The organism is Legionella shakespearei DSM 23087, from assembly GCF_000373765.1.
Classification (GTDB): Bacteria; Pseudomonadota; Gammaproteobacteria; order Legionellales; family Legionellaceae; genus Legionella; species Legionella shakespearei.
Window position 1 is genome coordinate 1 of record NZ_KB892390.1, and the last position, 13,265, is coordinate 13,265.

Genomic DNA, 13,265 nt, shown 5'->3' on the forward strand with positions numbered 1-13,265 from the left:
ACATTACCAACATACTTCAGACCGATGTAAGGACCAGAAGCTGAGTAATCAGTTTCAGACAGAACACCACCATTCAGGTTAGTAGCTGTTGTATGCATTGCATGGAAGTAGTTGAACCACATGTAACCAGCATCAAGAGTTAAATCACCTTGAGCCATTGCATAAGTGTAGTCCAGACCCAATTTAGCTTCAACTTCTGGAACAATAGAGTTCTTGGAACCATTGAATAAGTTCACACCATCGTTGAACTTGCTAGTACCAACCAGAATTGCAGCTGCGCCATTAGCATAAATACCAAAGCCGTTACCGAATACATAGTGCATATCCAGACCAGTACGTGGACCGAAACCGCTGAACTCAGCATTGTGGTTAGTTAAGAACACAGTGTTTTCGTAGTTGTTTACATCAGCTTTGATTCGAGCGTATTGAACACCACCATGGAAACGCATTTTCTTGTTAGCGCTGAAATCAACGAATTGACCTAATTCAGCATTAACTGCATCCCATTTGTTGTTGTGTGTGTAACCACGGTATACTTCATCGTAGTAGTGGCCATCAGTGTCAGCATCTAAATGGTACCAGTTAACAGTCAGATCGTTACCAGTGTTGAAGTGGTAAGAACCTTCCAGTTTGAAGCCCCAGTTCCAGTCACCATCCCAATCGTTATAATGGGTGTAGCCGTTTATGTCTGTAGCACTGTGGTAACCCCAACCAGCGTTATAATTTGATTGTAAGTATAGGGCTGATACACCGAAATCCCATGCAGTTCTTTCACATGGTACTGTTACATTACCTGGCGTGCAAACTGGGCCCATAGTACCAGCGAATACTGCACTGCTTCCTAAAGCGAGTACTGCTACTGCTGTTCTTTTTAAACTAAACATGCCTTGTCTCCACTAGATTATTATTTAGAGTTCCATTTTATTGATAACCCACAGCTTGGAGTTGTCAATAGCACGCGTTCGTCGCTCAGGTTCGAAGCATGCAACGTTATGAGTATCTGCAGTGATTTTGAATATGTCAAGAAAATCGCAAAAAAAAATGAATATTTTCATGAGGATATATTTATTTTACTCACAGGGTAAATTTTTTGGACACTATGTCATTGCTCATAAAGACGCCTTGAATCAGATGAAAACTCAGGTAAAAGTCATAATTTCCGCTATAAATTTTTCATTGGTCGTAGCCCGGTCTACGTCTCCTGAAAGCGGCATGGTGACGGTATTTGGAGATCAACTTCGCGCAAAAAGACGCGCTCAGGACGACGTAGATATGGGAATGGCACGAATCGGGTCTTAACTCTATCAGCCTTATTTTCTGATTAAATCCACCACCACACGTCGATTTGCCGCACGTCCATCGTCAGTATCATTTCTGGCCACAGGCTTCAAGGCACCATACCACGTCACTGATAATTTATATTTAGGTACACCTAATCGCAGCAAATAGTTTTCTATGGCCTCCGCCCGGTATTGGGAAATAGCATTATTGTAGCCTTTGCGACCACTGTCATCGGCGTAGCCAACTACCCGGACGACTTCAATCTGTCCATCAGCCGCCACATATTGGGCAATACGCCTTAACTGGCTTTTATCTTCATCTGTTAAAAATCTGCTGTCCACACCAAAATGAAACACCGTCTCTTTCACATCGTCATAATTGAAAGGAAGTAAATTTCCAATACATTTCTGATATTGCGCGTAAACCTTTTGGAATTTTATGGGTGACAGGGCAACAGTGATGCTAAAACCCTGCTCTGAGAGATAATTAAAATTGGCCTGGTATCCCTGAGATAGAAAGGTAAGTAACTTAAGGGTAGGTTCACGTCCCAGATAAAGGCCATATTCCCCAGGCTTGACGAAGGTTTTAGCGACTACATAAGTTCTTGGTAATAAAGGCTTCCAGACAGGGGGCTTTGCAATCACCTGAGCGGGCAGATCTCGCAATACCTGATCCCATTTACGCAAAATAAAATGAGGTGATTGGGTGGCGTATTGTTCAAAATATCCAATACCATAATTGGGTATAGCCAGGGAAAGGCCACAACGAATGGGATTGCCACTCATGCGCCATTTTTCCTCTCCCATGGGACTTGCGTAATTGACATGAGGAGCGGCCATACTGGTGTTGATCAATAGCACGCATCCTGCCAGAACATTTTTTGTTATTTTGCGCTTATTATGACCAAATGCCATTTTTTGCTCATCCCAGAGACCTGATTCGTGATATTCTTGTATATCGGCAATAATGCAGGAACCTTTATAATGCAAACTCTAATTATCAATCGCCCCGATGACTGGCATGTTCATCTTAGAGATGAAGACCTGTTGCAACATACTGTTCCAGCTACAGCCCAACATTTTGCACGCGCACTGATAATGCCCAATCTCAAACCCGCTCTTACTACTTTGCCATCAATTCAAAATTATAGAAACAGAATTATAGCGCGGATACCTGAAGGGCATTCATTTAGTCCCTACATGACTTTTTATTTGAACGAATCGGTATCGGCAAATGAATTGGAACAAGCCGCATCAATACCTTATATTTTAGGAGCCAAACTTTATCCCGCCGGGGCTACCACTAACTCTGAAGCAGGAGCCAAATCATTAAAGGCACTTTATCCTCTTTATGAAGTGATGCAAGAACACAATTTAGTGCTGCAAATTCATGGCGAAGTAACGCACAGCGATATTTTTGAACGGGAAGCCTTATTTCTTGATGAATATTTAAAAGGCATAGTCGCCAACTTTCCCAGATTGCGAATCGTTCTGGAGCATATTTCAACCAAAGCTGCGGTGGATTTTGTAACTCAGGCACCAGAAACCGTATCAGCCACCATTACCCCTCATCATTTGCTTTATAATCGCAATCAGTTACTTTCCGGTGGCTTAAGGCCACATTATTACTGCCTGCCCATTTTAAAGCATGAACAAGATCAATTGGCCTTGCAAGTTGCCGCCACCAGCGGAAATCCCAAATTTTTTGCAGGAACAGACAGCGCACCACACGCAGTGCACACTAAAGAAAGTGCTTGCGGATGTGCAGGCATTTACTCAGCGCCTTTTGCCCTTGCCTTTTATACACATCTGTTTGATGAGCAAGGTAAGCTTGATAAGTTAAATCACTTTATGAGCCGCTTTGGCGCAGAATTTTATCAATTACCCGTTAATCAGGAACAAATAGAATTAATCAAATCACCGCAAGCCATTCCCCATTCCATGCCATTTGGCTCAAATCAGGTGATTCCTATGGGAGCCGGTGAGACACTTCCCTGGAGTATACATGACAGCAAATGACAGTATTTTAAGCAAGAACATGAAAGAACGGTTTCGTGGTTTTTTACCCGTGGTAGTTGATGTGGAAACGGCTGGGCTGGACCCGAAAAGCAACGCGCTTCTTGAGGTCTGTGTGGTATTGCTAAACATGGATGAAGAAGGAATATTGTATAAGGGAGAAAGTCATTTTGAACATGTATTACCTTTTTCTGGTGCAGTACTGGATCAAAAGTCACTGGAATTCAATCAAATCGACCCTTTTCAGCCCTTGCGTTTTGCAGTTGATGAAAAGGTAGCATTGGAGCGCTTGTTCCAACCCATTTTTGCCGCGCTCAAAAAATCGCGTTGCCAACGTGCCGTTTTGGTAGGACATAATGCCTGGTTTGATTTATTGTTTATTAAAGAAGCGGTTAAAAGAACAGGGGTGAACTCACCATTCCACTCATTTACCTGCTTTGACACCGCAACACTTGGTGGCTTTGTATATGGCCAAACCGTATTAGCTAAAGCGGCACATGCGGCAAAAATCCACTTTGATCCTAATGAGGCGCACTCGGCAATTTATGATGCAGAAAAAACAGCGGAATTATTTTGTGTTATGGCAAATCAATGGCGGAACATGTCATTGTTGTAGCCCGTAAGGCTACGCCTAATACGGGCTACGATCGGTTCTATTCAGGATTACAGCGAATCAGAGTGCTCAGACAAATAAGCCGCAACGCCTTGAGGAGAAGCTTTCATACCGGCATCGCCTTTCTTCCAGCCAGCAGGACATACTTCGCCATGCTCTTCGAAAAATTGTACGGCATCAATGATACGCAGAAGTTCGTCTACATTTCGGCCTATTGGCAAATCGTTAACGATTTGTGAGCGAACCATACCGTTAGTATCAATTACGAATGCACCGCGGAACGCAATGCCTGCAACTGGGTGCTCAACACCATAAGATTGGCAAATGCTGTGAGTCATATCAGCAGCCATAGTATAACGAACTGGGCCTATACCACCGTTTTTAGTTGAAGTATTGCGGTATGCGTTATGAGTGAAATGAGAGTCAATAGAAACAGCAACCACTTCAACATTACGGCTTTTGAACTCATCAATACGATGATCAAGAGCAATAAGCTCGGAAGGACATACGAAGGTAAAATCTAATGGATAGAAAAATACCAGTCCATATTTGCCTTTTAAGTGCTCGTGTAAATTGAATTTATCAACAATTTCACCATTACCCATCACTGCAGCCACAGTAAAATCTGGCGCTTTACGACCAACTAATACACTCATTCTATGATCTCCATTGCAAAAACACGGGGGTTACCCGTGCTTATTATTGTAATTATGCAGCAATCGCATCACGTAGCATAGGTTCTAACTCACCCTGCTGAAACATTTCAGCGATGATATCAGAGCCGCCAACCAATTCACCCTTTACATACAACTGAGGGAAAGTAGGCCAATCAGAAACTTGAGGCAAAACTTGACGAATGTCAGGATTAGCCAGAACATCCACATAGGCAAAATTCACTCCGCAGGCTTCTATGCACTGAACCGCGCGCGCAGAGAATCCACATTGGGGCATCTTCGGTGTGCCTTTCATGTAAAGCATGATTGCATTGTCAGCAATTTGCTTTTTAATTTTATCTAAAGTATCCACTTATGCACCTTTTAATAAATAAACACATCAATTATGGCGAAAACCCGACAAGCTCGCAACTAAAGTAAGTCAAATTGACGAATCAGCCAAACTGGACTAATAGTATACACTACATTTGCAATAAAGGATAATTTGCCTGAAAGGAACTACAGGCCACTGCCATTAAGTTAAGCGATACTCCACCGTACCGCGGCTTGTCCGCGGTATCCAGAGATCTAAGTTCGGAGTGAGATTCCTGGATCCCGCGGACAAGCCGCGGGACGGCGGAACTCCTTAACTTAATGGCAGTGGAACTACAGGCCTGCCTCTTCTTTCAAATGTAATGATGTAAGCAAAATGTGACGAATCGATTTTAAGAGGGATACGATGCTTTTTCATACGCCAAAATAGCATTGAATATCGTACCTATCCTGCTACACTTAGCGCTTTACGAATGACGGAGATTATCATGACTTTTACTCTACCCCAATTACCTTATGCATTGGATGCCCTGGCTCCCCATATTTCCAAAGAAACGCTGGAATATCATTATGGCAAACATCATAGCGCCTATGTAAACAATTTAAATAAACTGATCCCTGGAACTGAATTTGAAAACATGAGCCTTGAAGAGATTATCATGAAATCAAAAGGCGGAGTTTTCAATAACGCGGCACAAGTCTGGAATCATACGTTTTACTGGCATAGCATGAGCCCAAATGGCGGCGGCGAACCTACAGGAAAAGTAGCAGAAGCCATTAACAAAAATTTCGGCTCTTTTACGGCATTTAAAGAACAATTCACTCAAGCAGCAGCTACTACTTTCGGTTCTGGCTGGGCCTGGCTGGTTCAGGATGCTTCTGGCGCATTAAAAATCATCAGCACCAGCAATGCAGGAACGCCAATGACAGAAGGATTAACTGCTTTGTTAACCTGTGACGTATGGGAACATGCTTATTATATTGACTATCGCAATCTACGCCCTGATTATATCAGTGCCTTCTGGGCTTTAGTAAACTGGGATTTTGTGAACAGTAATTTGAAATAAATTTTTATTCAGTAAGGGAGATAACATGGCTTTAATAACGACCTACAACCCCATGCCAGTAACCTTCACACATGGAAAGGGTGTTTGGTTATACGATGATGAAGGAAAGGAATATCTTGACGGTTTAAGCGGGATAGCGGTTTGTGGGTTAGGCCATGCTCACCCAGATGTAACACGTACGATTCAGGAGCAGGCGGCAAAGCTTCTGCATACTTCAAATGCCTTCCATATTAAAGAACAGGAATTACTGGCAGAAAAACTCACCGCAATGTCGGGTATGGATCAGGTGTTTTTTGCCAATTCAGGAGCTGAAGCGAATGAGGCTGCGATTAAATTAACGCGTCTTTTTGGCCATAAAAAGGGAATTGAAACACCTTCTATTATTGTCATGGAGCGTGCGTTTCATGGGCGAACCATGGCAACCTTGACTGCGTCAGGAAGCCGGAAAGTCCAGGCTGGTTTTGAGCCACTGGTTCCCGGTTTTATTCGCGCGCCTTTCAATGATTTGGACGCGATTCATACTATTGCGGCTAACAGGGAAGATGTTGTTGCGGTAATGGTAGAGCCTGTTCAGGGCGAGGGCGGAATTTATGCGGCGGAAGAAGGGTACATGCGTGCTCTGGCACAATTGTGCGAACAAAATGACTGGATGCTTATTTTAGATGAAATCCAGACAGGGAATGGTCGCACTGGAACACTTTATTCTTACATGCATTATGGTATTCAGCCGGATATTTTAACTACGGCCAAGGGCTTGGGTAACGGCATGCCTATAGGCGCCTGTTTAATGAGCAAGAGAGCGAAAGATCTCTTTAAACCTGGAAACCACGGTTCAACCTTTGGTGGCAATTCATTAGCCTGTGCTACTGCACTTACGGTTCTTGAGGTCATTGAGCGCGATAAAATCTGCGAAAAAGTAGCAAAAAACAGTGCGTTGCTAATGGATAAATTGATTAGCAACCTGGGCGAACACCCCAATGTAAAAGCCATTCGCGGCAAAGGCTTTATGATAGGTATTGAGCTCGACAGACCTGCCAATGACATGCGTACAATTGGCCTGACTAATGGCGTATTATTTAACGTCACTGCCGATACAGTAGTCCGGCTCTTACCACCACTGATTATCAGCGAAGATGAAATTGATGAGTTAGTAAAACGGTTAACATTAACCATCAATCAGTTTACTGCTGAAGAGAAGTAAAAGGTCTGCTTGCAATAAGCGATTGATTTAAATATATAAAAAAACGTAGCCCGGTCTGCTTGCAGCCGGGAGTACCCGCGTCATCCCGGCTGCAAGCAGACCGGGCTACGATTCTTTACATCATCTCAATGAGAACCGCTCCCTTTTATTTCAGGTGGATTGGTTGACGGATTCTCATCAGCTGTAATTTCAGTTGAGGGTGAAGCAGGTTTCTGAGGTAAACTAAAAAAACCATGCGTTCTTACAGTAGCCGGATGCTCTGCATCCTGCTCTATAGAGAGGTTAATTGCAGATAACAGTTCTGGATCCTCAACATGAAGAGAGCGAGCCAACCATGCTTTTTGCTGGTTAGTAAGGTATTCACAAATTTTATCGTAATCATCGGTAGTTTTTATCAATGCAGATAAATGCTCGATACGGCTTTCGATGAATGCCCCTGTTTGTTCGGAATTGAGTCGCCCCAGAATAACGCAATATTTTTCTATTGATCCTGTAACCTTTAAAAGACTTTCTCCCAACATGCCACACAACACATTGATTTGTTTTGGCTCAAGATTGCGTAAAATACGCCTTAGATCATCTTGCGTATTTATTAAGCCAGATAATCTGTTTATTTCCTGAGGGATCTGAGTCATTTGTTCTGGAGCATAATCACGTAAAATCACCCCAAATTCAGCAGGTGTTTTTGCGCTATGTATGGCGTTAAAGAGATTAATCCCCAATCCGTGAAGATGGTTAAGAGTCGTTTCGAATGTTCCATAATTAAGGGGCTCTCTTATCATAACACGCGTGAGCATCTCCTGTTTGACTGTAGATTGCTCAGGATAAGTAAGGAACATTACATCATTAGCTACCGTGTGTAGAATACTTTTGCCCGTTTTTGATACCTGCTCTTTTGCTTCTTCCAGGCTCATAGGCTGTGCCAGACTCGTTTTGCGCAACTCACTAACAATAGCTTTGCGATGTTGTTCTGCGGTTCGCCCTGCCCTTTTTTGTTCTGGAGTCATCATGTCGACTACGGAATTAAAATAAGACGTTTTAAGAGTCGCTATTATTTGAATTGCTTGCTCCCCCATCGCGGTAATAATGGCTTGCTTTTGCTCTACACCGGTAAAATCCCAAATCTTGCGGAAATCGCCGGCACTCATTTTCTCTATGAGAGTAGGAGCCTTTTCCCGCATGATGGTAATAAAGTTTATGATTTGTTCAGGAGACAAATAAGGCAAGACGAGAGCCACACTCACGGGTGCTACTATCTTTTGTGACAGCGTTTCCAATGACGGGAGTTTTCCTTGACCATTTATTTGTTCTAATAAAAACCGGATTATTGGATACCTGGCATTGGCGGCGGAGTATAGCCAAAATTGTTTTTGTTCCGATGGAGCGGCTCCGACACCTAACAGATATTTTACCACCTCGTATTTGCCATTCCGCGTTGCCAGAAATAAAGCAGTATATCCATCGTCATCTTTTTCCTCCAGGGAGGCTCCATTGTCCAGTAACCATTTGACGGCTTTAGTGCTCCCGTTTCCGGCTGCAAATAAAAGCGCAGTCTTTCCTGATACTCCTTTTTCGGCTAATGAGATTCCTTGTTGTTGAAGCCATTGAACGGTTTCAATATGCCCCGATTCAGCGGCAAACATCAATAAATTGCTGCCATTACTGGCTTTTGCATGGAGGCGTTCGGGTTGCTCAAGAATCTTGTTTTTTAATTCTACAAGATTTCCTTCAGCAGCTAATTTGAATATAGGCTCTTCTGTGTCGAAAGAAAACATGTGTTTTTTTTCCATCAAGTTATTTGACTTAATTGTATTCTTTATTTTATCGCAGATCAAATTTTGACTGAACTGCAAAATAACAGGACAAATATAAGCCTTGGCATGGTGCTAAGGCTTCGAGACAAGGCTACCGCCGCTCCGCAGCCCGAACGGATCGAGGGAAACACTGGCTCAAACAACTTTCTTATCCGAAACTCACGTTAAGTTAAAGATGCAGAAGTATGCCTTAACGGGCTGCGACATCTCGTTCAACTCAGATTTAATTGCCGCATATCCTGACAAACTGCCACTGCCTGGTTGGTGAAGATCCAGTTTATTTCCCTGTTTAATTCCCTGTATAAAGAGTTGCGTGAATTAACAAATCCAACCCCGTACCGTTGATGGGCTGACTTTAATTCCGCTATTTTTTTATCGGTCAACAAGAGATAACTGCCCGTAACGCCACCATATCCTTCACTAATACTTAAATTACAAAACTCCTGAACATTATTGGGTCCGGCAACCAACACTAATGAACTTTTGGGAAACAGTGACAAAGAACTGAAAAGTGGCACATCTAAAGCCAGCAAATGATAATCTTCTTCCGGTGTTAATTCACTCAAAGCCGCAGCCAAAGCTTTTTCATTAGCAAAAGGGGTCTTTAATTCAATAAACAAATGCATCACGCGACCGTACTGAGCAATGACTTCTGCAAGGGAGGGAATTCCTGGCTCAAGAGCCCTTAAATCAGAAAAACCGAGATCGGCAATAGCCACATCATGCCCCCATAGGCGTTTTAAGGTGGGATCATGATTGACGACCAAAACAGAATCACGGGTAGCATGTATATCAAATTCAATTCCCCAGCAACCAGCATCCCGGGCGATGTTAAATGCCTGCAATGTATTTTCAATAATACCCCGCGCATTATTATGAGCACCTCTGTGGGCAATGATTCGTGCTGCTTTGATGGATGATGGGGAGGGCTTTTGCCTCGGCATTAACGCAAAATACCCATCAATCATTTTTTCCACTAATGAAAGCAGCACGATAAATTCCCATTCGGATGCATTTAAAATTTATTCTAAGCTGGCCAGGAAGAAAAGGCAAAAAACGGGGTAAGCCCACAAAACCTATAAAAATCAACTACACTAGAAATAAACCAAATTCAAAGACCATAAAAAATCATCTCGGGGAGCACGCAATGACGGTAAAAATAACACAAAAGGGAAAGACGTTGTTAAGAGATTCTTTGCTCAATAAAGGTACTGCTTTTACCAGTGAGGAAAGAGACAGTTTTGAATTACATGGTTTATTGCCCCCGGCTGTAGAAACGCTGGCCGAACAAGTCATCCGCTGCCAGGATGCCTACAGTGCCAAAGAAACCCCTCTGGAAAAACACATTTATTTACGTGCTTTGCAAGACAGGAATGAGGTTCTTTTTTACCGTTTTATCATTGAAAATCTGGAAGGGGTAATGCCGATTATTTACACACCGGTAGTAGGACAGGCCTGCGAGCAATTTTCCCATATTTACCGACAGCCCCGTGGTTTATTTTTAAGTTATCCTGAAAAGGATAAAATGGACAGCATTATCGAGTACCTGGCATTAACCCGTAAAATTAGCGTCATAGTAGTTACAGATGGCGAGCGTATTCTGGGCTTGGGCGATCAGGGAGCCGGAGGTCTTGGTATCCCCATTGGCAAATTGTCCTTGTACACCAGTTGCGGTGGCATTCCTCCTGCAGAAACCTTACCCATCATATTGGATGTTGGAACCAATAACCAGGAACGCCTGAGCGATCCGGAATACATAGGCTGGAGACATCCCCGGATATCTGGAAAGGATTATGATGATTTTGTGGATCACTTTGTTCAAAGCATAAAAAAACACATGCCTGATGTTTTATTACAATTTGAAGACTTTGCCCAGCAGCATGCTTATCCTTTGCTGGAACGTTATAAAGATCAATTGTGTACCTTTAATGATGACATTCAGGGAACAGCCGCAGTAGCGGTATCCGTTATTGTTGCTGCAACGAAAGTGTCTGGTGTTCCTTTAAAAGATCAACGCATTGCTTTATTGGGAGCTGGTTCTGCGGGCTGTGGTATTAGCGAACAATTAGTGCACGCTATGATGAATCAGGGGCTTAGCGAGAGAGAAGCCAGATCGCGCTTTTATCTGGTGGACAGACAAGGTTTATTACATAATGGCATGAATAATTTGTTGCCATTCCAAAAGGGCTTAGCTCAGGAAAAGGACTCGCTAATCAACTGGAAGCTGGAACACCCGGACACCATAAGCCTTTTGGATGTGGTGAACAATGCCCAGCCAACCATTCTTCTGGGGGTTTCAGGACAACCCAACCAGTTTAACGAAACGATTGTGAAAACCATGGCCAGCTATTGCGAAACACCCATTATTTTCCCATTGTCTAACCCAACCTCCCGCGCGGAAGCAATTCCAGCAGACTTATTAAAATGGACTAATGGAACAGCCTTGATTGCTACAGGCAGCCCTTTTGATGCAGTTTCAATTAACGGCCGCAGCATAGAGATTGCCCAATGCAATAACTCTTATATTTTTCCAGGGATTGGCCTGGCCGTTGTTGCAGGCAAGGCCAAAAGGGTCACTGATGAAATGATGATGGCCGCAGCAATGGCTCTAAGTGAATTGGCGCCTGCTGTAAAAACAGGTGAAGGACGTTTGCTTCCCGAGTTATCCACCATCAGAGACGTCAGCAAACATATAGCTAAGGCAGTCATCGCCATGGGCATTAAAGAAGGGCATATCAATCCCATGTCGGAAAGTGAAATCAGTGCTGCGGTAGAAGAAACCATGTGGATACCGCAGTATGAGAAATATGTGTAGGTAACAGTAGCCCGTATTAGCGGAGCGTAATACGGGTTTAAATGACAACCAATCCCCACCTTTCCTGGAGGCAATGCCAGGTACTCCGTCGTCCCGCGGACAAGCCGCGGGACGACGGAACTCCTCTGATACAGCTACAATATCGTGTCACTCTATTCCAAAACAGCCTGAATTATGTAAAAATAATGGTAATTTTTTATACTTCTTGCCGGCTTGTTTTATATGTCCCTTATTACCACCAATCTTAATCGGGCAGTTCTTGATTTAAAAGACGGAAAACCCGTTGCCATCCCAACAGAAACTGTTTATGGATTAGCCGCGCCCATTAATAAAGACAAAGCCATTAAAGCCGTTTTCGCTATGAAAAACAGACCCTTGAATCATCCACTGATTGTACATATCGCAGAAGATTGGGATCTGAATGAATTGGCTGAAGATGTTCCTGCATATGCCCAACTGCTTATTAAAAAATTTTGGCCAGGGCCTTTGACTTTGATATTCCGCTGCAAGGAAAATCAGATTAACCCCCTGATTACTGGCGGCCAATCTACCATAGCAGTAAGATGCCCGGCTCACCCCGTAGCCCAAAAACTGTTACACCAACTCGACATACCGGTTGTTGCTCCATCGGCTAATCCCTTTGGCAAAATAAGCCCGACCACAGCCCAGCATGTAAAGCAGTCCTTCCCCGATAAGGAATTATTGATTTTAGATGGTGGGCGATGCACTGTAGGGATTGAATCAACTATAGTTGATGCAACAAACCCCGCAGGCTATAGAATTTTACGTCATGGCATGATTGATGAAAAAGCCATTGCCAAGGTCATTTCAACCCAGCATTTAACCAAAGATGGTAATACCATCCGCGTCCCCGGCAAGTTGGATCACCATTACCAACCGCAAAAGAATCTGTATTATTTTGACCGTTATGAAACATTGGCGAATTTTTGCAACAAGAGGGATGGTGATGTGTACGTTATAGCCAGCCAGCAACCGTCAAGCGTGGATGAAAAAAACTTTCATCTTCTTACCAAAACCCCTGAAAAGGCAGCTTACGATTTATATTATCAACTGCGGGAAGGGGATGCTTCCAATGCAATGTGTATAGCAATAGAGCTTCCCCCCGCTGAAAGCAAATGGGAAGGTGTCAGGGAACGTATTTTAAAAGCAGGATATCCTTATTCTACTTAAAAAATTGGTTGACATATTCACATAATTTGCGTAACTTACCTGCCTATGCCGAGGTGGTGGAATTGGTAGACACGCTAGCTTCAGGTGCTAGTGGGGGTGACCCCGTGGAGGTTCGAGTCCTCTTCTCGGTACCATTAATTACATTTCTTGATAAATCATTAAAGCCTGCACGATAAATTAAATTTCTTCTTATTTTTCAATAGTTGTCATGTCGTCCCCGGATCTATGTCGCCCTCCGATCCACGTCGTCCTGAGCGCGTCTTTTGGCGCGAAGGATCTCCT

Annotated in this window: 12 protein-coding genes and 1 tRNA gene; 7 read left to right on the forward strand and 6 right to left on the reverse strand. The window is 43.3% G+C overall.

Going from position 1 to position 13,265, the window contains the following annotated elements:
* Both B094_RS0104830 and B094_RS0104840 read right to left on the reverse strand, forming a co-directional pair.
* Positions 1-884 (reverse strand): Lpg1974 family pore-forming outer membrane protein (locus tag B094_RS0104830; RefSeq protein WP_018576672.1); only part of this gene is annotated, 884 nt, incomplete at its 3' end.
* Positions 885-1,310: 426 nt separating this feature from the next.
* Entirely contained in the window at positions 1,311-2,195 is an 885-nt protein-coding gene (locus tag B094_RS0104840; protein WP_026253883.1) for a flagellar protein MotY, read from the reverse strand.
* A 69-nt stretch (positions 2,196-2,264) separates the two neighbouring features.
* On the opposite strand from B094_RS0104840, the gene pyrC reads away from it, so the two are divergent.
* Both pyrC and rnt read left to right on the forward strand, forming a co-directional pair.
* Positions 2,265-3,299 (forward strand): dihydroorotase, encoded by a 1,035-nt coding sequence (pyrC, locus tag B094_RS0104845; protein WP_018576675.1) that lies wholly within the window; start codon positions 2,265-2,267, stop codon positions 3,297-3,299.
* Positions 3,286-3,912, forward strand: coding sequence for a ribonuclease T (gene rnt, locus B094_RS0104850; protein ID WP_018576676.1), 627 nt, complete (start codon positions 3,286-3,288; stop codon positions 3,910-3,912). Before pyrC ends, rnt begins: the two co-directional genes overlap by 14 nt.
* 47 nt (positions 3,913-3,959) lie before the next feature.
* Here rnt and B094_RS0104855 read toward each other — a convergent pair whose 3' ends face one another.
* The gene (locus B094_RS0104855) at positions 3,960-4,565 is read right to left on the reverse strand and encodes a peroxiredoxin (protein ID WP_018576677.1); all 606 of its coding nucleotides are present in this window, start codon (positions 4,563-4,565) and stop codon (positions 3,960-3,962) included.
* 52 nt (positions 4,566-4,617) lie between these two features.
* Entirely contained in the window at positions 4,618-4,887 is a 270-nt protein-coding gene (gene grxD / locus B094_RS0104860) for a Grx4 family monothiol glutaredoxin (RefSeq protein WP_237762248.1), read from the reverse strand.
* Positions 4,888-5,383: 496 nt separating this feature from the next.
* Here grxD and sodB point away from each other — a divergent pair, with 496 nt between their 5' ends.
* Both sodB and B094_RS0104870 read left to right on the forward strand, forming a co-directional pair.
* Positions 5,384-5,962, forward strand: coding sequence for a superoxide dismutase [Fe] (gene sodB / locus B094_RS0104865; RefSeq protein ID WP_018576679.1), 579 nt, complete (start codon positions 5,384-5,386; stop codon positions 5,960-5,962).
* 25 nt (positions 5,963-5,987) lie between these two features.
* Entirely contained in the window at positions 5,988-7,163 is a 1,176-nt protein-coding gene (locus B094_RS0104870) for an aspartate aminotransferase family protein (protein WP_018576680.1), read from the forward strand.
* Between the two features lie 125 nt (positions 7,164-7,288).
* On the opposite strand, the gene B094_RS0104875 is transcribed toward B094_RS0104870, so the two are convergent.
* Positions 7,289-8,938 carry an ankyrin repeat domain-containing protein gene (locus B094_RS0104875; protein WP_018576681.1) on the reverse strand — a complete coding sequence of 550 codons (1,650 nt, stop codon included), beginning with the start codon at positions 8,936-8,938 and terminating at the stop codon, positions 7,289-7,291.
* A 251-nt stretch (positions 8,939-9,189) separates the two neighbouring features.
* Positions 9,190-9,969 (reverse strand): glycerophosphodiester phosphodiesterase, encoded by a 780-nt coding sequence (locus B094_RS0104880; protein WP_018576682.1) that lies wholly within the window; start codon positions 9,967-9,969, stop codon positions 9,190-9,192.
* Positions 9,970-10,124: 155 nt separating this feature from the next.
* On the opposite strand from B094_RS0104880, the gene B094_RS0104885 reads away from it, so the two are divergent.
* The 3 genes from B094_RS0104885 (at position 10,125) to B094_RS0104895 (ending at position 13,117) form a co-directional block, all read left to right on the forward strand.
* Positions 10,125-11,792 carry an NAD-dependent malic enzyme gene (locus B094_RS0104885; RefSeq protein ID WP_026253884.1) on the forward strand — a complete coding sequence of 556 codons (1,668 nt, stop codon included), beginning with the start codon at positions 10,125-10,127 and terminating at the stop codon, positions 11,790-11,792.
* A gap of 222 nt (positions 11,793-12,014) precedes the next feature.
* Entirely contained in the window at positions 12,015-12,983 is a 969-nt protein-coding gene (locus tag B094_RS0104890; protein ID WP_018576684.1) for an L-threonylcarbamoyladenylate synthase, read from the forward strand.
* A 47-nt stretch (positions 12,984-13,030) separates the two neighbouring features.
* Positions 13,031-13,117 (forward strand) — tRNA-Leu (locus tag B094_RS0104895).
* Positions 13,118-13,265 lie beyond the last annotated feature (148 nt).

Bases quoted from the DNA above. Each gene is read 5' to 3' on its own strand.
- B094_RS0104840 (WP_026253883.1), bottom strand. From the start codon at position 2,195: ATGGCATTTGGTCATAATAAGCGCAAAATAACAAAAAATGTTCTGGCA.
- pyrC (WP_018576675.1), top strand. From the start codon at position 2,265: ATGCAAACTCTAATTATCAATCGCCCCGATGACTGGCATGTTCATCTT.
- rnt (WP_018576676.1), top strand. From the start codon at position 3,286: ATGACAGCAAATGACAGTATTTTAAGCAAGAACATGAAAGAACGGTTT.
- B094_RS0104855 (WP_018576677.1), bottom strand. From the start codon at position 4,565: ATGAGTGTATTAGTTGGTCGTAAAGCGCCAGATTTTACTGTGGCTGCA.
- grxD (WP_237762248.1), bottom strand. From the start codon at position 4,887: ATGCTTTACATGAAAGGCACACCGAAGATGCCCCAATGTGGATTCTCT.
- sodB (WP_018576679.1), top strand. From the start codon at position 5,384: ATGACTTTTACTCTACCCCAATTACCTTATGCATTGGATGCCCTGGCT.
- B094_RS0104870 (WP_018576680.1), top strand. From the start codon at position 5,988: ATGGCTTTAATAACGACCTACAACCCCATGCCAGTAACCTTCACACAT.
- B094_RS0104875 (WP_018576681.1), bottom strand. From the start codon at position 8,938: ATGTTTTCTTTCGACACAGAAGAGCCTATATTCAAATTAGCTGCTGAA.
- B094_RS0104885 (WP_026253884.1), top strand. From the start codon at position 10,125: ATGACGGTAAAAATAACACAAAAGGGAAAGACGTTGTTAAGAGATTCT.
- B094_RS0104890 (WP_018576684.1), top strand. From the start codon at position 12,015: ATGTCCCTTATTACCACCAATCTTAATCGGGCAGTTCTTGATTTAAAA.